The organism is Mycobacterium sp. GA-1285 (genome assembly GCF_001499905.1).
In the GTDB taxonomy this organism is placed as follows: domain Bacteria; phylum Actinomycetota; class Actinomycetes; order Mycobacteriales; family Mycobacteriaceae; genus Mycobacterium.
This window is the reverse complement of sequence record NZ_LQIS01000021.1, coordinates 20,767-45,155: the sequence shown is the minus strand read 5'-3', so window position 1 is coordinate 45,155 and position 24,389 is coordinate 20,767. Positions and strand designations below refer to the sequence as shown.

The 24,389-nt window shown below is 66.5% G+C and carries 19 protein-coding genes; 6 read left to right on the top strand and 13 right to left on the bottom strand.

The window, feature by feature from the left end; genetic code table 11:
* Window positions 1-126: 126 nt before the first annotated feature.
* The 3 genes from AU193_RS13345 (at window position 127) to AU193_RS13335 (ending at window position 2,352) form a co-directional block, all read left to right on the top strand.
* Complete coding sequence (locus AU193_RS13345; RefSeq protein WP_064422857.1) at window positions 127-1,044, top strand: LysR family transcriptional regulator; 918 nt, start codon at window positions 127-129, stop codon at window positions 1,042-1,044.
* A gap of 109 nt (window positions 1,045-1,153) precedes the next feature.
* Window positions 1,154-1,339 carry a hypothetical protein gene (locus AU193_RS13340; protein ID WP_064422856.1) on the top strand — a complete coding sequence of 62 codons (186 nt, stop codon included), beginning with the start codon at window positions 1,154-1,156 and terminating at the stop codon, window positions 1,337-1,339.
* 152 nt (window positions 1,340-1,491) lie between these two features.
* A complete protein-coding gene (locus AU193_RS13335) occupies window positions 1,492-2,352 on the top strand; it encodes a SigB/SigF/SigG family RNA polymerase sigma factor (protein WP_082682965.1) in 861 nt (286 codons plus the stop codon).
* Window positions 2,353-2,358: 6 nt separating this feature from the next.
* Here the strand turns inward: AU193_RS13335 and AU193_RS13330 are convergent, their stop codons facing one another.
* Window positions 2,359-2,790 carry a Zn-ribbon domain-containing OB-fold protein gene (locus AU193_RS13330; RefSeq protein ID WP_064422855.1) on the bottom strand — a complete coding sequence of 144 codons (432 nt, stop codon included), beginning with the start codon at window positions 2,788-2,790 and terminating at the stop codon, window positions 2,359-2,361.
* 91 nt (window positions 2,791-2,881) lie between these two features.
* Here AU193_RS13330 and AU193_RS13325 point away from each other — a divergent pair, with 91 nt between their 5' ends.
* Window positions 2,882-4,075 carry a thiolase family protein gene (locus AU193_RS13325; protein WP_064422854.1) on the top strand — a complete coding sequence of 398 codons (1,194 nt, stop codon included), beginning with the start codon at window positions 2,882-2,884 and terminating at the stop codon, window positions 4,073-4,075.
* A 15-nt stretch (window positions 4,076-4,090) separates the two neighbouring features.
* Here AU193_RS13325 and AU193_RS13320 read toward each other — a convergent pair whose 3' ends face one another.
* The 8 genes from AU193_RS13320 to AU193_RS13285 all read right to left on the bottom strand — a co-directional run bounded on the left by AU193_RS13320 (window position 4,091) and on the right by AU193_RS13285 (window position 17,415).
* Complete coding sequence (locus AU193_RS13320) at window positions 4,091-4,519, bottom strand: VOC family protein (RefSeq protein WP_064422853.1); 429 nt, start codon at window positions 4,517-4,519, stop codon at window positions 4,091-4,093.
* A gap of 65 nt (window positions 4,520-4,584) precedes the next feature.
* Window positions 4,585-5,397: a PHB depolymerase family esterase gene (locus AU193_RS13315; RefSeq protein ID WP_172798299.1), complete on the bottom strand. Its 813-nt coding sequence runs from the start codon at window positions 5,395-5,397 to the stop codon at window positions 4,585-4,587.
* A 273-nt stretch (window positions 5,398-5,670) separates the two neighbouring features.
* A complete protein-coding gene (locus tag AU193_RS13310) occupies window positions 5,671-7,002 on the bottom strand; it encodes an APC family permease (protein WP_064422852.1) in 1,332 nt (443 codons plus the stop codon).
* A 198-nt stretch (window positions 7,003-7,200) separates the two neighbouring features.
* Window positions 7,201-11,367: a SpoIIE family protein phosphatase gene (locus AU193_RS13305; protein ID WP_064422851.1), complete on the bottom strand. Its 4,167-nt coding sequence runs from the start codon at window positions 11,365-11,367 to the stop codon at window positions 7,201-7,203.
* Window positions 11,364-11,714 carry an STAS domain-containing protein gene (locus AU193_RS13300; protein WP_064422873.1) on the bottom strand — a complete coding sequence of 117 codons (351 nt, stop codon included), beginning with the start codon at window positions 11,712-11,714 and terminating at the stop codon, window positions 11,364-11,366. The genes AU193_RS13305 and AU193_RS13300 overlap by 4 nt, the downstream gene beginning before the upstream one ends.
* A gap of 110 nt (window positions 11,715-11,824) precedes the next feature.
* Window positions 11,825-12,499 (bottom strand): PAS and ANTAR domain-containing protein, encoded by a 675-nt coding sequence (locus AU193_RS13295; RefSeq protein WP_082682962.1) that lies wholly within the window; start codon window positions 12,497-12,499, stop codon window positions 11,825-11,827.
* 90 nt (window positions 12,500-12,589) lie between these two features.
* Window positions 12,590-15,487 carry an RND family transporter gene (locus tag AU193_RS13290; RefSeq protein WP_064422850.1) on the bottom strand — a complete coding sequence of 966 codons (2,898 nt, stop codon included), beginning with the start codon at window positions 15,485-15,487 and terminating at the stop codon, window positions 12,590-12,592.
* 167 nt (window positions 15,488-15,654) lie between these two features.
* Entirely contained in the window at window positions 15,655-17,415 is a 1,761-nt protein-coding gene (locus AU193_RS13285) for an amidohydrolase family protein (RefSeq protein ID WP_064422849.1), read from the bottom strand.
* A gap of 92 nt (window positions 17,416-17,507) precedes the next feature.
* Here AU193_RS13285 and AU193_RS13280 point away from each other — a divergent pair, with 92 nt between their 5' ends.
* Window positions 17,508-18,839: an SRPBCC family protein gene (locus AU193_RS13280; RefSeq protein WP_064422848.1), complete on the top strand. Its 1,332-nt coding sequence runs from the start codon at window positions 17,508-17,510 to the stop codon at window positions 18,837-18,839.
* On the top strand, window positions 18,826-19,440 hold the full coding sequence (locus AU193_RS13275) for a TetR/AcrR family transcriptional regulator (RefSeq protein ID WP_064422871.1): 615 nt from the start codon (window positions 18,826-18,828) through the stop codon (window positions 19,438-19,440). The genes AU193_RS13280 and AU193_RS13275 overlap by 14 nt, the downstream gene beginning before the upstream one ends.
* A gap of 5 nt (window positions 19,441-19,445) precedes the next feature.
* Here the strand turns inward: AU193_RS13275 and AU193_RS13270 are convergent, their stop codons facing one another.
* From AU193_RS13270 to AU193_RS13255, 4 genes are read right to left on the bottom strand one after another with little or no spacing between them, the layout of a single operon-like run.
* Window positions 19,446-19,856, bottom strand: coding sequence for a Zn-ribbon domain-containing OB-fold protein (locus tag AU193_RS13270; protein ID WP_064422847.1), 411 nt, complete (start codon window positions 19,854-19,856; stop codon window positions 19,446-19,448).
* Window positions 19,857-19,859: 3 nt separating this feature from the next.
* Entirely contained in the window at window positions 19,860-21,068 is a 1,209-nt protein-coding gene (locus AU193_RS13265; RefSeq protein WP_064422846.1) for a thiolase family protein, read from the bottom strand.
* Window positions 21,069-21,087: 19 nt separating this feature from the next.
* Window positions 21,088-23,307 carry an acyl-CoA dehydrogenase gene (locus AU193_RS13260; protein ID WP_064422845.1) on the bottom strand — a complete coding sequence of 740 codons (2,220 nt, stop codon included), beginning with the start codon at window positions 23,305-23,307 and terminating at the stop codon, window positions 21,088-21,090.
* Window positions 23,304-24,311: an NAD-dependent epimerase/dehydratase family protein gene (locus AU193_RS13255; RefSeq protein WP_064422844.1), complete on the bottom strand. Its 1,008-nt coding sequence runs from the start codon at window positions 24,309-24,311 to the stop codon at window positions 23,304-23,306. Before AU193_RS13255 ends, AU193_RS13260 begins: the two co-directional genes overlap by 4 nt.
* Window positions 24,312-24,389: the final 78 nt, after the last annotated feature.

Here is a 24,389-nt window from a genome sequence, read left to right as displayed (position 1 = left end):
TCCGTCGGGGCTGGAGACGGTAGGCCGAACGTACCGCCGCCGAAATGGCCGAAACAGACCCGTGAGCGCAACACCCTGTTGCATATTTGGAACATTCAGGCGAGATGGAGAGGGCGTCGCAGACCGATGGAACAAAATCTGCCCTTCGACGTCGATGCCCTGCTGATCTTCGGCAAGGTGGTCGAGAACCGCAGCTTGTCGAAGGCGGCGGCGCTGCTCGGAATGCCGAAGTCGACCGTCAGCCGCAAGCTGACCAGGCTGGAATCCGACCTGGGCATCAAACTGCTTCGCAAGAACACCCACCAGCTCACCGTCACCGATCTCGGTGAGCAGGTGTACGCCCACGCGGTCAACATCCTGGCCGAGGCCAACGGTGTCCGCGCGCTGGTCGAGGGCAGCAGGCAGGAGCCTCAGGGCGAACTGCGGGTGGCGATCCCGGTCTTCGTCGGCGTCGACTATGCCTCCCGCGTCGGTGCGGCGTTCCTGCAGCACTATCCGAACTCGCGGCTGGACATCCGGCTGGTCGACAGGGTGGTCGATCCGGTCCGGGACGGGTTCGACGTGGTATTCAGCACCGGACCGCTACAGGACTCCACACTGATAGCGCGCAAGGTTTTCGACCTCGAGCTGTTCCTCTGCGCGTCACCGGATTTCGTTGCGCGACTGCCCGAACCGATTCGCGATCCCGCACAGTTGAACACGCTTGCGTTCATCGACTTCGGCTTCGGCGGGCCCCGCAGACTGACGGTCACCGGCAAGGCCGGCCGACGCGATCTGACACCGCAAGTCCGGGCGCGCGCCAACAACTTTCAGGTCTGCAAGCAATACATCATGCAGGGGCTCGGGATCGGTGTTATGCCGACCCAGATCATCTGCACCGCGGAGTTGCGCGAGGGCACCCTTGTTCCGGTGTTACCCGAATGGCACCTCGAGCCGCTCGACGTACACATGATCTACCCGTTCGAATTGTCCTTCTCCACGCTCATCAGCGCCTTTTACGAGACGGCCTGCCAGATCATCGTCGAGAACACCGCACGGCCGTGACGCGCCGTAGACCGGATCCCCGAACTCCTCGCCCGCCGCGTCGAACGCGCGAGCAAACTTTTCTGCGCCGATGGGCGTTGCAGCGGCCGTCGGTGGGTAACCCCAAGGCATGGACCCCGACACGTTGGTCGCGATGGCAGGTTTGACGGCGCTGGGCGCCGCGGTGTTCACGGGTGCGATCTGGGACAGTCCACTCGTCTCTGCACCGGTGCGTCTCGGCAGGCAGCAGCGGCCCTATGGCAAGCACGCCATGCCCGTCAACACGCCGAGGAAAGCGCGAGAGTTCGCCGGTTGACCACGGAAATCCCCGTGGACGGCTACGCTGGTCACAGGTCCCGACGGGCCATGTTTCGACAAAACGTGGGAAAGGGTAGACCGCAGCAGCCACAGGTTCAGATCCGAGCCGTGTGATCCATACGGCAGGGTCGGGAGCGAGGAGCCTGTGTGGTGTCAGAGGCGAATTCCGAATACGCAGACGTGACGGACATGTTCCGCCGCCTGAAATTGCTCGACGAAGGATCACTTCCGCATCGGCGCCAGCGGGAGGCGATCGTGGAGCGGACGTTGCCGCTCGCCGACCACGTCGCCCGCCGCTACCGCAACCGCGGTGAGCCGATCGACGACCTGGTGCAGGCCGCGCGCGTGGGCCTGGTCAATGCGATCAACCGCTTCGACCCCGACAACGGCGCCGACTTCCTGTCCTTCGCGATCCCGACGATCATGGGCGAGGTGCGCCGCCACTTCCGAGACTATGGCTGGGCGGTCAAAGTCCCCCGCCGACTCAAGGACCTCCAAGGGCAACTGGTGAAGGCCCGCGCCGAGTTGTCGCAGCAAATCGGGCGCGCGCCGACCCCGTCCGAGGTCGCCGGCCACCTCGGCATCGAACGTGAAGCGGTGATGGAAGCGACGATCGCCAGCAGCAACTACTCGACGCTGTCGACCGACGTCCAAGCCTCCGACGACGACGAGTTGCGCTCGGTCGGTGACACCCTCGGCGACATCGATCCGAACATCGACAAGGTGGTCGACCTCGAAACCGTACGGCCGCTGATCGCTGCGTTACCCGAACGTGAGAAAACCGTGCTGCTGCTGCGGTTCTTCGAGAGCATGACGCAGACACAGATCGCCGAACGGATGGGCTATTCGCAGATGCACGTGTCGCGTCTGCTCGCGCAGGCTTTGCGCCGACTCCGCGAGCAGGTCCGCGAAGCGGGCATCGGCGGTGTGGAGGTCGAGGCGGCCACACCGCGTCGCCGGCGGTCGACCGTCGCGCACGCCACGGCGCCGCACCTCAAGCGTGGCGCCTGAATCGCGTCAGCGCGGCGCGAAGACGGGTGCCAAGACGGTCTCGCCGTTGACGTCGTGACGTTCGAAGCGCACCGCGACCCGAAGACCGATGTGTACCGAATCAGGTTGACAGTCCACGATGTTGGCCGCGATGCGCAGGCCGGGTTGTTCGTCGAGTTCGACGATCGCGATGACGTACGGCAGCGCGACAGCCGGATTGAACGGCTGGTGGTTGACGGTGTAGGTGAACACCGTGCCCTGGCCCGACACCGGTCGAGCGGTGAGTCGCCCTCCGCAGTCGGGACAGTCCGCGGCCGGTGGTGACACCCACAACTCGCAACGCTCACACCGGGTGATCAGCAGTTGGTCATCCCCTCCCCCCGTCCAGAAGGCCCGATTGTGCTCGTCGAGAGCGGGCAGCATTCTGGCCGCGGTGGGAGGTGACACGTCGTCGGACACCTCTAGGAAAGTACAGTCTGCAGCGGGCGTCGTCACAGGGATTACGCGAATACGGGACGTCCGCGCGGCACGAGGGCGAGGCGGTGGCAGGTTGCGCACGTTCGAGAAGGACGCGATCATCAGCGGGCTCGGCATCTCCCGTATCGGGCGCCGCACCGGGATCCCCGACATCGATCTGACGATGGAGGCGGCGCGCGCGGCCGTCGCCGATGCCGGTCTCACGCCGGACGACATCGACGGCATCGTGACGTTCGGCGACACGCCACTGGTGGACGTCGTTGCGGCACTGGGCGGTCCGGCGATCGACCAGGGATACGGGTTCCCGACCGGCGGTGTGCTCACTCCGGTGATGTCGGCGATGGTGGCGGTCTCCGAGAGGCGCGCGCGACACGTGTTGGTGTATCGGACCGTGCAGATGCTCGGCGGAACGATGACGCAGACGCCCCCCACCTCGGAGCCGAACCCGCTGGCGAACCCGCCGATCGAACCCCGCGCCCCCGGATCGCGGCGCAAGCTCGGGCCGTTCGGCGACATCGACGAACTGCTCGCCGCGCACGCCTACTCCGCGGCCAACTGGCTGGCCATGCACTGCCGACGGCACATGGAACTGTACGGAACCACCAAGCAACAGCTGGGCTGGCTGGCGATCAACAGCAGACGCAACGCCGGACTGAATCCTCTTGCCGCTTACCGTGATCCGATGACCATGGACGACTACCTGGCGGCGCGGCCGGTATCCACACCGTTCGGTCTGTACGACTGCGATGTGCCCATCGACGGGTCGATTGCGTTCGTGATCTCTCACGCCGACTACGTAGAAGATTGTCCACAGCCGCCGGTGGCCGCGGAAGCCGTTGGCGGAGCGTACGGTTCGGGAGGGTGGTTCCACCGCGACGACTTCCCGAAGATGGCTTCCACCGACGCGGCCGCCGAGATGTGGTCGCGCACCGACCTGAGGCCATCGGATGTCGACCTCGCAGAGCTCTACGACGGGTTCACCTTTCTGACATTCGCCTGGCTGGAAGCGCTGGGGTTCTGCGCCGACGGTGAGGCGGGCCCGTTCGTCGAGGGCGCCTCCCGCATCGCACTCGACGGCGCGTTGCCGCTCAACACCTACGGAGGACAGTTGTCGGCGGGCCGGATGCACGGCTACTGGCTGCTGCACGAGGCGTGTCTTCAGCTGCGCGGGCAGGCCGGCGAGCGGCAGGTGTCCCCCCGACCCGAGGTGGCGGTCGCCGCGGCCGGCGGCGGGCCGATCGCCGGCTGCCTGCTGTTGACCTGCTGACCTCCCGGTTGCCGGTCAGCCGATCGCGAACAGTTCGAGCTGAATGTTGTCGGGGTCGCGGAACACCACGGTCGCAAAGGGAAAGGGCTCCTCGGCCGCCCGGACACCCGAGTGCGCGATGCCGAGTTCGTCGAGCCGTCGGGTCCACGCCTCCAACTCGTCTCGTGACGCCACATTCAAGGCGAGGTGGTCCAAACCGGTTCGGGCTTCGTCGAATTGGTTCCCGTCGTTGCCGGTGTTGGTGTGCAGTCCGATAACGACACTGGAGCGTGGCTCGATCAGCAGTTCACCGTATCCGGTGTCCTCCCGCTCGTAGTGCGGAAATTTCATCGGCACCCGGTCCGCCCCCAGCAGGCGTTGATACCACGCCAGACTGGCCTCGAGGTCGGTCACCGTGATGGAGATGTGGTGGATGCCCGTGATGGCCGGGACGTCGTCGCTCATCGGATCTCCTGTTCGTTTCGCGCCGTGCAGTGTGCCGTCAGATCACCGTAGGCAGAAGCGACGGATCATCTACCGTGGGTGGCGAAGAACTGCCCGCTCGACTGAGAGGCGTCGAAGGAACCGCCGGGCCAGACGTGGCCTCCGCCGTCGATCTGGACGAACACCACCTCCGTTCCGCCGGCGCACCCGGCGGCGACGAACCGGTGGACGCTGCCCTGCACCTGTTCGACCGGGGCTGGGCAGCCGTCGAGCTCACGCCAGCGCTGCGCCATCGCCGCGGGCGCGACGATGTCGCTGGGCCCGCCGCGGCCGACCATCGGGCCACCGGCGAACGGCACCACGGGATCGGCCGTTCCGTGCACCGCCAGCACCGACACCGGCTGCGACGGCGCACAGGGGAAACCCGACGCCAACGTGCCCGCGACCGGTGCCGCAGCGGCGAAGACGTCGGCACGTTGGCACGCCAGCCGCGTCGCCATGAAGCCACCCGCCGATGTTCCGGTCACGAAGACGTGGCCGGCGTCGACGCCGTACTCCTCGCGTAGCCGGTCGGCGAGCGCGACCAGGAAACCGACGTCGTCGACGCCCTGGCGGTCCGGCAGTGAGGCGCCGCGACCGTCCGCCCAGCTCATGTCGATACCGTCGGGATAGGCGACGACGAAGCCGTACTGATCGGCGATCGCGTTGTAGTTGGTGGCCCCGGCCTGCGCCTGTCCGGTCATCCCGGCGCCGTGCAGGTTGAGCACGAGCCCGGCGGGCCGAGCGAGCCCCGGCGGGGCATGCACCGTATAGGTGCGGTTCAGCCCGCCGATCGTCAACGCGCCCGCCGCGTCACTTCCCCCCGGGAACGCCGAAGCCGGTCCCCCGCCGATGCCCATCAGTAGACACAGCGCCGCCAGTACGACCACCGACCGTGTGATCGCCGACGCTCCGGGCCCACGGCGAAGAGCGCCACCAGGATCGGCCGAAAATCCCACCATCGTTCGTTCCCCCTTTCGAACTAAAGTCACCGGCGCGAACGTAATCCACCGTCGCATGCCGCGTTCCGCTTTCATCCCGGGTTGGCCGTATCCATGCGTTCGGCCGCAATGTCGCTGCGCATCTCGTGCGGAACTTCTCGCGGTTCCAGGCGCCGTGCGCAAGCGCTGTCATCAGCGATGCGTCGCCGCCCGGGCCAACAGATACAACACCGCGCCCACCGCTATCAGTATCGCGGCGAAGAGCCAGACCTTCGCGGTCTGCTGGGTCAGCAACAGCAGGCAGGACGCGACCCCGAGCACCGGCACGGCCGTCCAGACTCGGAAGTGAGAGTGATCGACCCGGTCTCGGCGGAGCACCAGCACCGAGATGTTCGTCGAGATGAACACGATCAACAACAGCAGCACCACGGTCTCGGCGAGCGTCGACAGATCGCCCAACAGGCTCAGCGCCATGGCGACCGCGGTGGTCGCGACGATCGCCGTCCACGGCGTGCGCCGCCGCGGCAGCACGCGGGAAAGCACGCTGGGCAGCAGGCCGTGCTCGGCCATGCCGTAGGTGAGCCTGCTGGCCATGATCATCGTCAGCAAAGCACCGTTGGCGACGGCGACGAGCGCGATGGCGCTGAAGACCCAGTCGGGGACCCCGACGTCGGCTGCCGCGACGACGTCGAGCAACGGACCGGAAGAGTTCGCCAAATCCTCGGCGGGCAGCGCGACCGCGCTCGCCACACCGACCAGGACGTAGAGCACGCCGGCGGTGATGAGGGCGCCGAACAGCGCCGTGGGATACACCTTGCTCGGATCGCGGATCTCCTCGGCCACGTTCGCCGACGTCTCGAAGCCGACGAACGAGTAGTACGCCACGATCGCTCCGCTCAAGATCGCCAACGCCGGCGTGGCGCCCTCGGGGAACTCGGTGATGCGGCCGACGTCGCCGCGGCCGCCGCCGACCATCACCGACACGGCAATGACGACGATCAGCAGACCGGTCAGCTCGATCACCGTCATCACGACGTTGCTCTTCACCGACTCGCTGATGCCCCGCGCATTGAGGCATCCGATCAAAGCCAGGAACACGATCGCGGCCGGCACGGCTGGAACATCGATGAACGTCGCGAGATAGTCGCCGGCGAAGGCGAGAGACAGACCGGCCGCGCTGGTCACACCCGCGGCGAGCATGCAGTAGCCCACCAGGAACGAGACCGCCGGCCGACCGAACGCCCGTTCCGCGAAAACCGCCGCCCCACCCGCCTTGGGGTACTTGGTGACCAGCTCCGCATAGGAGCCGGCGGTGAGCAGCGCCAGCAGCAGCGCCAGCAGCAGCGGCGCCCACAGGGCACCACCCACGTCGACCGCGAGCACACCCATCAGCGCGTAGATCCCTGCGCCGAGCACGTCACCGAGGATGAACAGGAACAGCAGCGGCCCGGTGATCCCGCGCTTGAGTTTGCCGCCCGCCGTCTCGTCGGGCTCGCCGGTATGCGCCTTGGCCGGTGAGGTCATGCCCGACCTGATACCCGGCGCGACCGGTAACCATACGCGTCCGCCGGCGCGACCTGTGCGTGGAAAGGATCGCTCAGCGAACGAGAACACTCACAAATCGCGGCGGGTGCGCACAGCCCTTCAGTTGCCCTCTGCTGCTTGCACTTCGGTCACCGAGGGCAATCCGCTGATCGCCGGTACCGACATCCGGTGTGGTAATCAACCGATCCTGGCGTGCATGTCGATCGTCGTACCCGAATCCCCCGTTTCGATCCTGACGTCGTGCATGAGTGCGCGCATCAGCGCAATTCCACGGCCGCGGTGGGCCGCTGGATCGACATGGGGCACTTTCCACACCCCGGTGTCGGCGATGGTCAGGTGAAGTCGGTCCGCCAGCACGGCCGCGCGCAGTCGGACACTGCCACCGGGACGGTCCCGATGCCCATGCTCGATCGCGTTGGCGAGCGCCTCTCCGGTGGCGATCAGAACGTCGAGTGTCTGGCTCGAATCCACCCCCGCCCGAACCAACCACTTCCGCAACGAACTGCGCGTGCCGGCCAGTTCAGCGGGGTCTGCACTGAATTCGATCTCCAGCGGCGCCGGTTGCCGGTAGAGCATCAGCGCGACGTCGTCCTGATATCCGAGGCCGGGAGTCAGCTGCGTCATGATCTCGTCGGCCAGGTCGTCGAGCGCTGTGGCCGAATGGCTTTCGAGCACGTCGACGGCCCGCCGGATTCCCTTGTCCAGCGACTCGCGCCGACGCTCGACCAGGCCGTCGGTGTAGAGCAGCAACGTCGCGCGGGGCGGTATGACCTGCCGGCCCTCCGGACGAATGTGATCGAAGGGCAAACCGAGCGGAGTGACGGAGGCATCGTCGAGCAATCGGCTCGTGCCGTCGGGAAGTATCAGGACCGGAGGCGGGTGGCCGGCGCTGGAGTACAACAGCTCACCGGTGTCCGGATCGAGCACGGCGCAGAATGCCGTCGTGCATCGCGCGCCGGGTAGCCGGGCAGCGAACCGGTCGAGGGCTGTCAGCGCCGCGGCCGGCCCGGGATGTTCGAGCAGCAGTGCCCGACACGCGCTTCGCAGCTGCCCCATCACCGTTGCGGCGGTCAATCCATGGCCGACGCAATCGCCGACGATCAATGCGATGCGACCGTCGTCCAGATCGACGACGTCGTACCAGTCACCACCGACCTGCAGCGGGCGTGTGGCCGGTTGGTACCGCACGGCGAAGCCACTCGAAACGGTCGGACCGAGAATCGCGTGCTGCAGCGCGAGCGCGGTTTCACGCTGCTGGTCGAGTTGGTGGACCCGCTGCAGCCCTTGGCCCAGCCTGCCGGCCAAGACCGCCAGCAGCGTCTTGTCTTCGGGCGTGAACGGGCGGCGCTCGGGCAACTCGAGGTATACGACGAGCACTCCCCGAGGATGCTGCAGGGCGATGCGTGCGGATCCGGTGTCTGGCGCGTCGGCGACGAGCGAGTCGGCCGAGCGCAGCGAGGCGATGGCCAGTTTCGTGGCCACGGGCAGGTCGTGCCACAGCACCGGTTCGCCGGAACAGACCAGCGTTGTCGGACCGGTCGCGGTGTCGCCGTCGTCAGCCGAAAACGTGACGGCCAGAACGCGGTGCGCCCGCCACACCTCACGCAGGACGTCGGCTGCCGTGCGTACCGCGTCGTCGAGTGTGTCAGCCTGCGCGAGTTGTTGATTGAGCGCCGCCAGGGCGGCCTCCCGCTGCACCGTGTAGTGCTCGGCGGTGACGTCGCGGAAGGTGCCGACCAGCACGGGCCGGCCGGTGTCGATCTCCTCGATCCGGTTGTAGGTGAACGTCACCCACAACCGGTGCCCGTCGCGATGGGTGACCGGAACCGTATGCCTGCCATGGGGTTCGCGCAATATCTGCGACAGCACCTGATTGGCGTGGCGGTGCGCGTCTGGATCCGACTCCACCGTCGGCCACCACGGCTGTACCGGCTCGTACGGCAGCCCGTCGGCGCCGAACCCGAGGATGTCGGTGAACGCCGCATTGATCTCGATCACCGCGCCACGTTCGTCGGCCACGAAGAACGCTTCCTGCAGCGAGTCGATCAGCGCCGTGCGCCAACGGGAGTGATGATTGCGCATCCGGGCGAGTTTGACGTTCGCGCGGACGCGCGCCAGCAGTTCAGCGGCGGCGAACGGCTTGACGAGGTAGTCGTCGGCGCCGGCTTGCAAACCCTCGATCGCGGCTTCTTGTCCGGCGCGGGCGGAGAGCAGCAGCACCGGCGTGGCCGCGGTGCGAGGGTCCGACCGCAATGCGTCGACGAGTTGGAGGCCGTCCAGCCGCGGCATCATGACGTCGCTGATCACCATGTCGGGCAGCTCCGCACGGACCGCGTCCAGCGCCTGCTGGCCGTCGGTGACGGCGTCGACGAGGTATCCGTCGTTGCGCAGCATCCGGGCGACATACTCACGCATGTCGGCGTTGTCGTCGGCGATGAGCACTCGCGGTGTCGCACCGGTTCCAGGGGGCGACGACGCCGCGGCGGGCCGGTTCGAGGAGAAATCCGGGGCGGGTCCTTCGCCGTCGGCGGGCAGCCACCGCAGCGCCTCCTGAAGGTAGGACTCGGCGCCCCCGGCCGGTGTCTGCGCGTCGTCCGGCGAGAAGAGTGCCGCGGGCGGCAGATGCGCGGTGCCGAACCGCAGGCGGATCGCGAAGGTGGTACCGACACCCTCGATGCTGTCGGCGTTGATGCTGCCGCCGTGGAGTTCCACCAGCTCCTTGACCAGGGCCAGCCCGATTCCGCTGCCCTCGTTCGATCGCGCCCGGGCGTTCTCGATCCGGTGGAACCGTTCGAAGAGTCGGGGCATCTCCGCGGCGGGAATCCCGGCCCCGGTATCGGAGACGGTGACCACCGCCTCGTCACCGTCGCGGGTGACGCTGACCGAAATGCCGCCGGTGAACGTGAATTTCAGCGCGTTCGACAGGAGGTTGAACACCACCTTCTCCCACAGGTCACGGTCGATGTAGACCGTGTCGTCGAGGGAAGGACAGTCGACGGTGAACGTGAGGCCCGCACGCTCGATCGCTGAGCGGAAGACGCTGGCGAGTTCGCCGGTGACGGCTCCGAGATCGACCGGGACAAAGCTGGCCTGCATGCGGCCGGCCTCGATACGCGAGAAGTCGAGCAGCGTGTTGACCAGTTTGGCCAGCCGTAATCCGTTGCGCCACACGATGTCCAGTTCGTCGCGGGTGACGTCGTCGAGGTCGGTGGTGCGACTCCGTAAATCGGCCACTGGATCGAGGATCAACGTCAACGGGGTGCGGAACTCGTGGCTGATGTTGGAGAAAAACGTCGTCTTGGCGCGATCGAGCTCGGCGAGCTCCTCGGCGCGCTGTTGCTGAGCCTGGTAGTTGCGCGCGCTGCCGATGCCTGCGGCGACGTGTCCGGCCACGAGCGTCACGAAGCCGCGATAGGTGTCGTCGAGGGGGCGGTACCGATTGAGCGCGGCGACCAGAAATCCGATCGGGGGGGAACCGCCCTGCTGCTGTAGCGGGACGATCAGCGCCTGCGTGGGTGGATCACGCCAGTCCCCCGTCGGCAGATCGGAATACCGGTCGTCGTCGAATGCGACCACCGACGTCTCACCACGCGCGGGTTGGTCGAGCGGCCAACCGCCATCGTGGCCCGCGGCGACGCGTGGGAACGCGATGGGGTGCCCGGCGGGGATCCCCGTGGAACCGGCAAGGCGTGCACCGCCGTCGGCATCGAACAGGTACGTCAACGTGAACGGAAGATCGCGCAGGTTCTGGTCGAGTTGGCGTTCGGCGAACGCCATGATCTCTTCTTCGGTACGCGCCACACTCGGGTCGGATCCGAGGTCGCGCAACGTCGCCATCTGGCGCTCGCTGATCACCTGCTGGGTGTCCTCGCTGACCACGCACAGCATGCCGACGACCAGCCCTGCGTCGTCACGCAGCGGGCTGTAGGAGAAGGTGTGGTACGTCTCCTCCTGATAGCCGGAGCGCTCGAGGAACAGGAGCAGGGCCGAGTCCCACGTCGCTTGTCCGGTGGAGAGCACGCGATCGATCCGCGGGCCGATATCGGGCCAGATCTCCGCCCACACCTCGCGCGCCGGCCGGCCGAGCGCCCAGGGATACTTGCGGCCCAACGTGTCCCGTCGGTAGGCCGCATTGCAGAAGAACGTCAGGTCGGGTCCCCACGCCATCCACATCGAAAATCGAGACGACAGCAGGATGCTGACCGCGGTTCGCAGGCTCTGCGGCCAGCTGTCCGGCGTCCCCAACGGCGTGTCGGCCCACCGAACTCCGGCGAGATCGGGCCCAACCTCGCCGTCGGCATCGAAGACCGTGGCCAGCCGATGCGGCCCGCGCGGATCACTCATCCATCGACTGCCTCGGTCACGGTCGCGTACGGCCGGAGAACCTTGTCGAGCTTGGTCACCTCGATGGGGCGGACCACCTCGGCGTTGGCGGCGACCAGCCGCACCGTGACTCCCGCAGCCAACCCTTTCTCGTAACACTCGAGGACGGCGTTCAACCCCGCACTGCCGAAGTAGGCGACCCGCGACATCTCGATGATCAGCAACTTGGCCGGATGTCTGTCCGCGCTGTCGACGGCGCGGTCGAGGTGTGGTTGCAGCGATCCGACACTGTGCGAGTCGATCTCGCCGATTACCGACACCACCACCGCGGCGTCGCGCGTGTCCTGGCTCACCTCTAGTTGCGCCACGTCAGCCACCCGTCAGTGGCGAAGCGGTGCTCGCCTCGGAACTGTCATGCCCTGGTGATACCCAGACGGGGACGAATTCAGTACGACGCGCATCCACGTCCCACGATCATCTACTCGTCTCGCACGCGGGTGTGCGCGGTGAGCAGAAGGTGGTCGAACTGCCTCCGCATGTCGTCACGCTGGGGATCGATCGTGCCGAGTTCGGCGACGATCTGCGCGGCGAGGGCACGCAACTTCGTGTTGGTGTGCTGCGAGCGCCACATCAGCAACTCGAACGCGGCGTCGGATTCGATCTGGTAGGCGAGCATCAGGGCACCCTTGGCCTGCTCGATCGCCGCGCGCGCCTTGAACAGCTCGGGCAGCGAATCGCTCAACGCCTGGCGGCGGGTCTGGGCGAACGTGTCGGTCAGGTCGATGTAGTAACCCTCGGTGCCGACGACCGCACCCGTGTCGTCGAGCATCCGGTCGCCGAGCACGATGACGGTATGCACCCTGCCCGAGGTGTCGATGAACCGGTGGCGGCTGGAGAACGAGCCGCCCAGGTGCAGGGCGTGGTCCAGTAGGTCCTGGACGTGTTGGCGGTCGTCGGGATGTTTGTGCGACAGCAGCAGCTCGGTCGTGGGAACGACGGCGCCGGGCTCGTACCCGTGCATCCGCGCTACTTCGTCCGACCACTCCCACCGCTGCCCGACGAACCAGAACCGGAACGTGCCGACATTGCGGTCGGCGACCACCCAGTCCGAGGCGGACGGCAGTGGGCTGTCCGCCGGGTCCGGGTGAGACATCTGCCCATCATCGCACCGCTGACGTCCGAGGGAGCGCGTTCGGAAAGCTCCGGAACGCCGGTTCGACGCCGCTTCAGGCGCCGGTTGCACTCAGCCGCGGGCGCTGTTCGACGCCGCCGCCCGCTCCGGGAACACGGCGGCCATCCTGCGCTTCGACGCGGGCGTGAGCACCTTCTGCGGCCACCAGAACCACCGGCCGAGCAGCGCAGCGATGGACGGTGTCATGAACGCACGCACGACGAGGGTGTCGAACAGCAGACCCAACGCGATCGTGCTGCCGACCTGGGCGATGCTGCGCAGATCGCCGACCACGAACGAGGCCATCGTCGCGGCGAACACCAGACCCGCCGAGGTGACCACCTTCCCGGAACCGGCCATCGCACGGATGATCGCGACTTTGAACCCGTGATGCAGTTCCTCCTTGAACCGGGACACCAGCAGCAGGTTGTAATCCGAGCCGACCGCCAGCAACAGGATCACCGACATCACCAGCACGATCCAGTGCAGGCGGATGCCCAGCAGGTGCTGCCATACCAACACGGACAGTCCGAACGACGTGCCCAGCGAGAGCAGGACCGTTCCGACGATCACCGCGGCAGCCACCACCGCCCGGGTGATGATCAGCATGATGATGAAAATCAATGCGGCAGCAGACAATCCGGCGATCACCAGATCGTAGTTGGACCCGTCGCGCATGTCCTTGTACGTTGCGGCGGTGCCGCCGAGGTAGATGGCGGACCCCTCCAAGGGGGTGCCCTTGATGGCTTCCTTGGCCGCGAGCTTGATCGCGTCGATGTGCTCGATGCCCTCGGGGGTGGCGGGATCGCCCTCATGCTCGATGATGAAGCGCACCGACTTGCCGTCCGGTGAGATGAAGTTGCTCATGCCGCGCTGGAAATCTCTGTTCTCGAACGCCTCCGGCGGCAGGTAGAACGAGTCGTCGTTCATCGATGCGTCGAACGCGTCGCCCATGTCGTGCGAGTTCTCCTGCATCGCGGCCATCTGATCCTGCAGCCCCTTCTGTGAGGAGTGCATCGTCAGCATCATGGTCTTCATGGTCTTCATGGTTTCGATCTGCTGGGGCAGCAGCAGAATCAACTGAGGCATCAGGCTGTCGAGGTGTTCGAGGTCAGGAACGAGGTGCTGGATGTCATCGGTCAGCGTGTCGATTCCGTCGAGGGTGTCGAAGATCGAGCGCAGCGACCAGCAGATCGGGATGTTGTAGCAGTGCGGTTCCCAGTAGAAGTAGTTGCGGATCGGCCGGAAGAAGTCGTCGAAATCGGCGATGTGGTCCCGCAATTCGGCGACGTCGACCGTCATGTCCTTGGTCTTCTGAACCATGCTGTGTGTGGTGTCGGCCATTTGCTGCATCAGGCCGGCCATCTTCTCCATCTGGTCGATGGTCGTCTGCATCTCGGCGGCCTGTACCAGCATGTCGGCCATCCGGTCCTGCTGGTACTTCTGGTTGAGCTGGTTGGTGGTGCCCTGCATGCTGAGCAGGAACGGGATCGTGGTGTGCTCGATCGGCTTTCCCTGGGGGCGGGTGATGGTCTGCACCCGAGCGATGCCCGGTACGTGGAAGATGCCCTTGGCGATCTTGTCGATCACCAGGAAGTCGGCCGAGTTGCGCAGATCGTGGTCGCTTTCGACCATCATGAGTTCGGGGTTCATCCGGGCGGCGTCGAAATGCCGGTCGGCCACGTCGTATCCGATGTTCGCCGGGGTGTCGGCCGGAAGGAAGTGGCGCCCGTCGTAGTCGACCTTGTACCCGTTGAGCGCAAGCAGTCCGATCAGCGACAGGGCGCAGGTCGCGACGAGAACCGGTCCCGGCCACCGCACGACGACGACGCCGACCCGTCGCCATCCGCGGGAATTGATGGGCCGCTTCGGTTCGAACAGACTGAACCGGCTACCCACGACGATGACGGCCGGACCCAATGACAAGGCGGCGATCACCGCGACGAGTATGCCCACCGCGCACGGCACAGCCATGGTCTGGAACCAAGGCAACCTGGTGAACTTCAGGCACAGCAGGGCACCGGCGATGGTCAGACCCGAGCCCAGCACCACATGGGCAGTGCCGTGAAACATGGTGTAGTAGGCGGTTTCGGTGTCCTCGCCGGCTTGGCGTGCCTCCTGATAACGGCCTATCAGGAAGATCGCGTAGTCGGTGCCCGCGGCGATCGCGATCAGGGTGAGCAAGCTGGTGGCAAACGTCGAGAGCCCGATGAACCCGGTGTTGCCGAGGAACGCGACGATGCCACGCGAGGCACCGAGTTCGACGAACACCATGAACAGGATCAGCACCATGGTGGCGATCGAGCGGTAGACGAACAGCAGCATCACCGCGATGACGATCAGCGTGGCGACCGTCGCCTTGAGCGCGCCCTTGTCGCCGGCGACCCGCTGATCGGCGTTCAGTGCCGCACCGCCGGTCACATATGCCGTGACGCCTTGCGGGGCAGGCGTTTCCGCGATGATGTCGCGTACCGCTCGGATCGACTCGTTGGCGATCGTCTCGCCGATGTTGCCGCGCAGATAGATCTGAACGTAGGCGGATTTGCCGTCGGCGCTCTGCGCGCCCGCCGCGGTCAGCGGGTCGCTCCAGAAGTCGGCGACGTGCTCGATGTGGTCGGAGTCGGCCCGAAAACGCTTGATCAACTCGTCGTAGTAGTGGTGTGCGTCCGCGCCGAGCGGCTTGTCACCCTCCAGGATGACCATCGCATTGCTGTCCGAGTCGAACTCCTCGAAATTCGCACCGACGCGCTGCATCGCGATGAAAGCCGGTGCGTCATGGGCGTTCATCGAGACGGTGTTGGCCTCGCCGACCTTCTCCAACGACGGCACGAACATGTTGGTGACCGCGGTGAGCACTATCCAACCGAGGATGATCGGCACCGAGAGCACCCTGATGGCGTGGGCGATGCGTGAGCGGCGGGCTGGCCCCGTTTCGCCGTGCTGCGCGCGAACCGTTGCGGCTCTGCTCATGTCCCGGCCCCTTTTCGCACGTACTACACGGCGGAGCCCGGACATTACAAACTCCGTCAGGTGTGTCATATCTAGCCGGTCGAAGTATCTGCTGTCAACACGGCATTGACAGCAACTTCACAGCTAGCAGCGTCGCAGGAGGTCACTCGTCGGAGGCGAATCCGCGATCAGCGGGCGCTGCGCACCAGACGTCCGGGTCGGGCGCCGGTGTCGATGCCGTTGCGCCTCGTCACCACGCCGCTGACGATCGTGGCGGTGTAACCGGAGGCGCCTTGTACCAGCCGCTGGCCCCCCGCGGGCAGGTCGTAGGCCATCCGCGCGGGACGCAGCGTCAGCGCATCCATGTCGATGACATTGACGTCGGCCTTCTTTCCCACCTCGATGACGCCGCGATCGCTCAGCCCGAACAGCTGCGCGGTGTCGTGGGACTGCTTGCGAACCACATATTCCAGCGGAAGCTTCGGCCCGCGGCGGCGGTCCCGCGCCCAATGGGTCAGCAGGAACGTGGGATACGAAGCGTCGCAGATCATTCCGCAGTGTGCGCCACCGTCGGACAGTCCCACCACGCCCGCCGGATGCAGCAGCATCTCCCGGATCGCGTCGTGGTTGCCGTAGAAGTAGTTGTAGAACGGCAGCATCAGCATGGCCGTTGCGTTGTCCTCGAGCATCAGGTCGTACAACGTGGCCAGCGGATCCTCCCCGCGGTCGCTGGCGATCTTGTCCACGGTGCGTTCGACGGTCGGTTCGTAGTCGGGTGGATCGCCCAGCGAATAGATGCGGCCCAGCGAGTACTGTACCAGCGCGAACATGTTGTCGAACAACACATTTGGGTCCGGCGGCAAGTCTTCCTCGGCCAGGATCGCGGCCTTGACCGCCGGGTCGGCCAGGCGCTCGGCCAACTCTTCGCGGCCGCATTCGGCCTTGAGCTTGCGGAAGGTCGGGCGGTGGGTGAACGCGTGATGGCCGGGGAAGCCGAACAGCATCCCGAACGGGCGCGCGGCGATCTGCGGATAGAGTTCACTGCCTGACGCATGCGCTTCGGCGGAGATGTCGAGTTGTTCCCGCCATAGGTCGGGCGCGGCATCGACCTGGATCATCCCGAACGAGATGGGACGGTCGATCTCGGCGGCGAGCCGCTTCATCCATTCCAGTTCCTTCTTGGGCGCGATGATGTCCTCGCCGGCGACGCCCTGCGGCGCCAGCTCGAACACGGCCCGCCCGCCCGCGGCCATGGCGCGGCCGAGGCCGAACAGTTCGTCCTCGGCGGCGAACGTGCCCGGAACCGGTTCACCGTCGATGGCCCGGTGACCCAGCGTGCGCGACGTCGAAAAGCCCAGTGCGCCTGCCTCGATGCCTTCCTGCACGAGGCGCGCCATAGCGTCGATGTCCTCCGGCGCGGCGGGCTCGTTGCGGGCTCCGCGCTCCCCCATCGCATACGCACGAACCGCACCGTGGGCGATCTGACTGCCCACATCGATGGCGAAGTCCTTCTTCTCAACGGCATCGAGGTATTCGGGATAGCTCTCCCACCCCCACGAGATGCCCTCGGTGAGCGCGGTTCCCGGGATGTCCTCGACACCCTCCATCAACCCGATCAGCCACTCCTCCTGACCCGGGCGCACCGGCGCGAACCCGACCCCGCAGTTGCCGGTCACCACCGTGGTCACCCCATGGCCGCTGGAGGGCTCGAGCAAGCTGTCCCAGCTGACCTGCCCGTCGTAGTGGGTGTGGATGTCGACGAAGCCGGGGGCGACTACTTTCCCGGTCGCATCGATCGTCTCGGCGGCCTCACCCTCGAGCGGAGCGTCGCCGGGTCCGCGGCGACGCACTTCGACGATCTTGCCGTCCCGGATACCGATGTCCGCGCTGAACCGGTCCGCTCCGGTGCCGTCGACGACGGTTCCGCCCGTGATCTTCAGGTCGAACACGATAAGCCCTCCGCATCCGGATTTCAGCCGCTATTGTCGGGCACTGTAACACCGTTACAGAGGCTCCGCGGCGGCTTCGGAGAGGACCGTTCATGACGGACGCAACACAAGAACTCCGTCGCGAAGATGCGATCGGCACCCCGCCCGCGCGGCCCACCCTGGTGCCCGCCGAGCGGTACTACTCCCCCGCATTCGCTGCGCTCGAGATCGAACGCATGTGGCCGAAGGTGTGGCAACTGGCCTGCACGATCGACCACGTCGCCGAGCCAGGCGACTACTTCGAATATCAGTGCGGCCCATACTCGGTGCTGATCGTGCGCGGCGACGACGGCGTGCTGCGCGCCTTCCAGAACGTGTGCCGCCACCGCGGCAATTCCCTGTGCTCCGGCGCCGGCTCGGGACTGCGCGAACTGCGGTGCGGCTATCACGGCTGGACATGGGATCTCGGCGGATCACTGCGGCGGGTGCCGAACCGCAAGGGGTTCGGCGCATTGCACATGTCCGAGCTACCGCTGGTGCCGGTCGCCGTCGACGCCTGGGATCGGCTGGTCTTCGTCAACGTCGACGTCGACGCTATGCCGCTGCTCGACTATCTCGAGGAGATGCCCGCCGACGTGAAGTGGTGCGGCCTCGCCGACTTCCGCTGTTACGCCACGATGACGATCGACGTCGACGCCAACTGGAAGACGATCGCCGACGGATACAGCGAGACCTACCACATCCAGACCCTGCACCCCGAGTTGCACCGCTGCATGGACGATGTGTACGCCCCACAGACGATCTGGGGTCACACGGGCAAATCCGAACAGCTGTACGGGATTCCGAGTCGGCATTTGAACCAGCCGCTCAGCGATGACGAGGTGTGGGACGCGTACGTGTGCACGCAGGGCGCATTGATGGGCGTCGAAGAGGGCACCCCGCTGCCCGACGAACGTGAACCCGGCGCATCGGTGGCCGATGTCATCGCCGCCCGCACGCGCGCATTCGCCGCCTCCCGCGGTGTCGATCTGCAGTGGGCGGACACCGAGCAGATCCTGCGGCTTCACCAGTACAACGTGTTTCCGAACATGACGCTGCTGATGAATGCCGACCATCTGACGGTGATGACGTCACATCCGGGATCCGATCCGGATCACGGCGAGTTGGTGATGCTGCTGTGGACACGGATGGCGCCCGGCGCGCCGCGTTCCAAGCCCGTCGATGTGCGCGTGAAGGCCGACGACGCCCACCCGGGACTGGTTCTCACCCAGGACATCTCGGTGTTGTCGGGATTGCAGCGGGGTTTGCACCAGCCCGGCTTGAAGCATCTCACGCTGTCCAACGAGGAGCGCCGCGTGATCAACATGCACCGCAACCTCGAGCGTTACCTCGACCTGCCCGAGTCCGAACGGATGACCGGGGGTGAACCGGTTGAGCGGGGGTAGGGAGTCGATCAACGCCGACAGCATCCTCGACACCGCCGCCAGGATGATCGAACGGGACGGGGTGGACGGGTTCACCATGCGCGGGTTGGCCGAGCAGCTCGGTGTGGCGGTGACGTCGATCTATTGGCACGTCGGTGGCCGCGACAAGCTGTTCGACAGTCTGGTCGACCGGCTCCTCGACGAAATGGCACATCTTCCCACCGACGGTGACAGCGCGGTCGACCGCATCGCGTCACTCGCTGACGCTCAACGCCGGGTGCTCATCAGCAGGCAACATCTGCTCGCCATTGCCCACGAGCGTGACCAGACCCCGAGGCTGTTCCTACCGGTGCAACAGGCGCTGGCGGCTCAACTCGCCGAACTCGGGGTCACGGGTCACGATGCCGCGCTGGTGCTGCGTGCGGTGGAGGTGCATGTCATTTCGTCTGCGGTGATGCAGTTTTCGGCCGTGCGCGGCGAGAAGCACGAGGAGGAGGACCCATCGCTGTGGACCGACGACTGGCCCGACCGGGCCCTCGTCGAAGCGCTGCAGTCACCCACCGACTACGACGCGGTGTTCGCCTACGGTCTGGAAGCGCTGCTGGCCCCGCTGCGGCGATAAGCCGACTACGCGGGTGTGTAGCGCAGCATCGTCACGTCATGCTCGGGGTAGTCGAAGAACACGGGTTTGACCCGCATCCCGACGTTCAGCTCGTCAGGTTCGACGTCGACGAGCTCGGTGGAAAACCGAGGTCCCTCATCCCATTCGACGATCGCGAGCAGCTGGGGCACCGCATCGGCGAAATGCGGTCCGACGGGTCTGCGAGCCACCGTGTAGGAGTACAGCGTGCCCATCCCGGAGATCTCGCGCCACTCGAGGTCGTCGGCGAGGGTCCGCGGTGCCCGGACCCGCGGATAGAACACATACGCATCCGACGAGGGCGAGTACTGGATCAGGATGCGGTGCTGGGCCAGCGCGTCCCAAAAGGGCGCGGTGGTCGGGGTTTTGACGGGCATGGGCCGTTCGAAGGACGTCACAGGTCAGTCTCCTTCGAGAATGAGGACGGTCTGCTCGGACAGGATTCCACCGTTACCGGATACGAAAGCGCGGTTGCAGTCGGGCACCTGTGCCGCTTGGGCGCGGCCCATGATCTGGCGGACGGCGTCGCAGACGTGGTGCATTCCGCCCGCCAGACCGGCCTGGCCGAACCCGAGTTGGCCACCGGCGGTGTTGAGCGGAAAGTCGCCACGGAACGTGAGGTCGTGGTCGGCGACGAACTGCATGCCTTTGCCCTTCTCGCAGAACCCCGCATCCTCCAGCGAGAGCAGCACGGTGATCGTGTAGCAGTCGTAGATGGAGACCATGTCCATATCGGCGCGGGTGAGATGGGTCATGCCGAACGCGGTTGCGGCGGCCTCCGCCATCGGGGTGTGCAGGAGATCGACCGCATACGTGGGGGTCTTGAACGGGACGTGCTCACCAAAGCCCTTGATCCACACCGGCCTGTTCCGCGCCCGCTTGGCGATGTCAGCGCTCGCGATGACCACCGCGGCGCCACCCACACACGGCATCACGATCTCGAGCATGTGCAATGGGTCGGCGATGATCGGGCTGGCCAACACGTCCCCGACGGTGAGCGGCTTGTCCTTCCAGATCGCGCCGTCGGTGTGGTTCGCGTTGACTCGCTGGTCGACGACGATCTTGGCCATCGCCCGCTCGTCGTAGCCGTAGACCGCTCCATAGCGGGTGGCCACCTGCCCGTACGGCCCGTTCTGGCCGAGGTTGCCGTAAGGGATCTCGAATTCGGCCTGCGGAGAACCGTACTGGTTGCTCGACGACCCGAAGAACACCGCGTCCACCAACGGCTTCGGCTTCTTCTCCGACATCGGCGTGATGTAGCGGGCGGGCAGTGCGCACAGCACGACGTCGCAGATCCCCAGTTCGATCGCCGCTGCCGCCCGCCACACCATCGCCGCCGCGCTCGCACCACCGAGGTCGACGAGCTCCGCGAAGTTGCCTGGGACGCCCAAGTATTCGGCGATCGTGGACGGTACGAAGATCTCCGACTCGGCCAGATGCGAGGTGACGATGCCGTTGACAAGCTCACCGGAGAGGCCGGCATCGTCGAGCGCGGCCGACCCCAGCTCGGCCCACTGCTCGAGGGTGAACGGTGCCGGTGTGGCCTTGTTCATCCGCTCCGGTGGTAGTTCGACGTAGCCGACGATCGCGGCTTCACCACGTAGACCCATGGATGTCCTTCTCGATTCGTTACTTGCGCGGAAGCCCCAGGATCATCTGGGCGATGATGTTGAGCTGAATCTCCCTGGTGCCGCCGCCGATCAGCTCGGCGGGCACTCGCAGATACGGCTGTACGACGTCCGAATCGGCCGCCATCGCCGAACGGCCCGCCGCGCCGAGCGTCGCCGGAAAGGTACGTCGCAGAAGCACGTTCATCGCGACCTTGGCGATGCTGGACGCCGGGCCCGAATCCTGTCCGTCGAGCAACCGGACGGTCTCGCGCACGCCGAGCGCCTTGATCGCGTTGGCGTAGGCGTCGAGCTCGCCGAGTTCGCGCAGCCTGTCGTCGCGTAGGCCGTCGGGTGCCGCGGCGATTCGACGCAGTGGCACCGCCCGGTCGTACTGGACGTAACCGCTGATGGCCGAACGTTCTTCGGCCATGGTGGCGATCGCCAACGCCCATCCGCCGGTCGGTTCGCCCAGCAGCATCTCGTCGGGGACGAAGACATCGTCGAGGAAGACCTCGTTGAACTCCTGTTCCCCGCTGGCCTGTTTGATCGGCTGGACTTCGATGCCCGGTGAACGCATGTCGACGATGAAATAGCCGATCCCGCGGTGCTTCGGGGCGGTCGGATCGGTGCGGGCCAGGAGCGCTCCGTAATCGGCCCGGTGCGCCGACGAGGTCCAGATCTTGTGTCCGTGGATGCGCCATCCGCCGTCGGCCTTGGTCGCGCGTGTCGCCAGTGCGGCGAGATCGGAGCCCGCGCCCGGCTCACTGAACAACTGGCACCATGCCAGCTCGCCGCGCTGGGTGGGTGGGATGAGTCGGTCCTGCAGCTCCTTCGGGCCGGCTTTGATCAGTGAGGGCAGGATCCATTCGGCGATTCCCAACGACGGCCGCACCACCGCGGGCCGCTTGCCGAACTCCTCGTCGATGATCAGTTGTTGCAGCGGGCTGGCACCGATTCCCCAGGGCGGCGGCCAATGTGGCGCGATCAGGCCGGCGTCGGCGATGGCGGTGCGCTGCGCGCCGGTGGCGAAATGCTCGTAATCGCCCTGGCGGCCCTGGCCGTCGTTGTGGGACATTGCAGCCTTGTCGAGCGTTTCGGCAACCCAGGCCCGGAACTCGGCTTCGGCGTCACCGAGGCCGACCGAGAAGTCACGCTCGCGCGTGGTGCTCAATTCGCCCAGCCGCGTGGCCCAGCGAGTCTTGTCGCCGATCGAGGCGGACAGGCTGATGGCCCGGCGCCAGTACAGGTGCAGGTCGTGTTCCCAGGTGAAGCCGATGGCGCCGAACATCGTCAGCGTGTCCAGCGCGAGGTCCGGGCAAGGCTCGATGGCCATCAGCGCGGCCCCGGACGCGGCGATCGCGTGTTGGTCGATCGGGTCGGCTACCGCACGCACCGCATCCCAGGTTGCCGCGCTGGCCAACTCGCTGTTGACCAAGAGCATTGCGGCGCTGTGCTGCAGCGCTTGGAACGTGCCGATGAGTTTGCCGAACTGTTCGCGCGTACGCAGATGCGCGGTGGCGGCCTCCACACACCACTGCGTGATACCAGCGGCCACGCTCGCCGTCAGCGCGGTCGTGAGGTACTCGGCCCGATCCACGTCGATACCGTCGACGACGTCGGTCTTCTCGACCGGATAGCCGGCCAGACGCAACCTGCCGAGGTCGGTCAACAGGTCCGTCCCGCGCACGGACTCGACCGCCGCCGAGGGGTGCGTGGTTTCGACGACGACCCAGATGCGATCCCCGCGGTCGGTGACCGCGCTGATCAATGCCGTCGTCGCCGTGCAGATTCCCGCAAGGAGGTCCGAGCCGCCGTCGATCAACCACCGCTGACCGTCGTCACTCGCGGTGAACGTCGAGTCACCCGGCAAGGCCAGCGCGGCCGCTTCACCGTCGGCGAGGCGCGTCAGCAACGTCTCGACCGGCGGGGTGGGTTCACCTGACAAGGCGACGGCGCCCGTCGCCACGGTCGGCAGCAGTGGACCCGGCAGCGACGCCTTGCCCGCCGCCTCGAGGACACAGGCGGCGTCGAGCAGGCTCCCGCCCTGGCCGCCGTAACGCTCGGGCAAGTGCACGGCGTGAAATCCGTTGGCCGCGAACTCCTCCCACCATGACGGCAGATGGCCTTTCGCAAGTCGGTCGAAGGACTCGCGGGTGGCGGACATCGGGGCGCGCCGTGCCGCGAACCGGGCGACGGAGTCGCTGAGTTCCCGCTGTTCGGGGGTGAGGGCCAGGGTCATCGGGACTCCGTGCTGGTCCGGCGAGAGGTGCGGAAGAAATGCGCGGCCGCGGCGATCGCGTCCGGAGTGGGTGACGGATCCCATCCGAGTTCCCGGACCGCCTTCGAGTGGTTCATCCGCGACATGACGTGCATCAGGCGGATGTTCAGCGGTGTCAACATGGTGTCCCGGCCGCGGACCCGGGCGATCCAGCTGTTCGGGTAGCTGGCGGCGGCCATCAACGCGATCGGCACGCCCCGCCGAGGGGGTTCGATTCCCACAGCGCTGCAACCTGTCTCGAAGATCTCGCGCGCGCTCATCCACCGCTCGGAAACGATGTACCGCTCGCCGACCCGGCCGCGCTCGCCGGCCAGGATCATGGCGCGGGCGGCGTCCTCGATGCCGACCGTCTCACTCTCGAAACCGTCGATGTAGAACCGCAACTTGCCGCGCACGGCCGCCGACAGCAACGCGCCGTGCGGGGTCGGCAGCCAGTCCCCGGGGCCGTAGGTGTTCGAGACGCACATCGCGACGGCGGGAAGGCCTTTCTCGGCGCTGTAGCGCAACACCATCCGCTCGGCCTGCACGCGACTGCGAACGTAGGCGCCACCGAGGTCGAGCCAGTTGTGGGCGGTGGTCTCGTCGGCGGGTCCGTCCGTGGACCGGCCGATGGTGGCGACCGAGCTGGTGAACACGAAGCGGTGGAGGCCGGCGTCCACCGCGATGTCCAGCACGGCTTGCAAGCCGTCGACGTTCGTGCGCCACATCGGCGCCGGGTCCAGCAGCCACGGACGGGCGTCGACGACGCAGTAGTACACGACATCGCATCCGCGCATCGCCGATCGCACGCTGTCCGGATCGAAGATGTCGCCGCGCCGGATCTCGACCGGCACTCCGTCGATGCCGCGGGTCGAACTGGTCGGACGGATCAGCACCCGCACGTCGTCGCCGCTTGCGGCCAACTGTTTGGTGACGTGCGAACCCAGGAAGCCGCTGGCCCCGATGACCAGCTTCGTGGGCGTCACCGGCGGTCGGCCAATCTCGTCCCTCTCGCTCGCACGAGACGCAACGTCTCGTCTTGCCAAGATTAGGCAGTGCTGTCA

Excerpts from the sequence above, each read along its gene's own strand:
- AU193_RS13305 (WP_064422851.1), bottom strand. The coding sequence starts at position 11,367 with ATGAGTGATCCGCGCGGGCCGCATCGGCTGGCCACGGTCTTCGATGCC.
- AU193_RS13290 (WP_064422850.1), bottom strand. The coding sequence starts at position 15,487 with ATGAGCAGAGCCGCAACGGTTCGCGCGCAGCACGGCGAAACGGGGCCA.
- AU193_RS13315 (WP_172798299.1), bottom strand. The coding sequence starts at position 5,397 with ATGGGCATCGGCGGGGGACCGGCTTCGGCGTTCCCGGGGGGAAGTGAC.
- AU193_RS13340 (WP_064422856.1), top strand. The coding sequence starts at position 1,154 with ATGGACCCCGACACGTTGGTCGCGATGGCAGGTTTGACGGCGCTGGGC.
- AU193_RS13310 (WP_064422852.1), bottom strand. The coding sequence starts at position 7,002 with ATGACCTCACCGGCCAAGGCGCATACCGGCGAGCCCGACGAGACGGCG.
- AU193_RS13265 (WP_064422846.1), bottom strand. The coding sequence starts at position 21,068 with ATGGGTCTACGTGGTGAAGCCGCGATCGTCGGCTACGTCGAACTACCA.
- AU193_RS13280 (WP_064422848.1), top strand. The coding sequence starts at position 17,508 with ATGACGGACGCAACACAAGAACTCCGTCGCGAAGATGCGATCGGCACC.
- AU193_RS13320 (WP_064422853.1), bottom strand. The coding sequence starts at position 4,519 with ATGAGCGACGACGTCCCGGCCATCACGGGCATCCACCACATCTCCATC.
- AU193_RS13295 (WP_082682962.1), bottom strand. The coding sequence starts at position 12,499 with ATGTCTCACCCGGACCCGGCGGACAGCCCACTGCCGTCCGCCTCGGAC.
- AU193_RS13345 (WP_064422857.1), top strand. The coding sequence starts at position 127 with ATGGAACAAAATCTGCCCTTCGACGTCGATGCCCTGCTGATCTTCGGC.
- AU193_RS13260 (WP_064422845.1), bottom strand. The coding sequence starts at position 23,307 with ATGACCCTGGCCCTCACCCCCGAACAGCGGGAACTCAGCGACTCCGTC.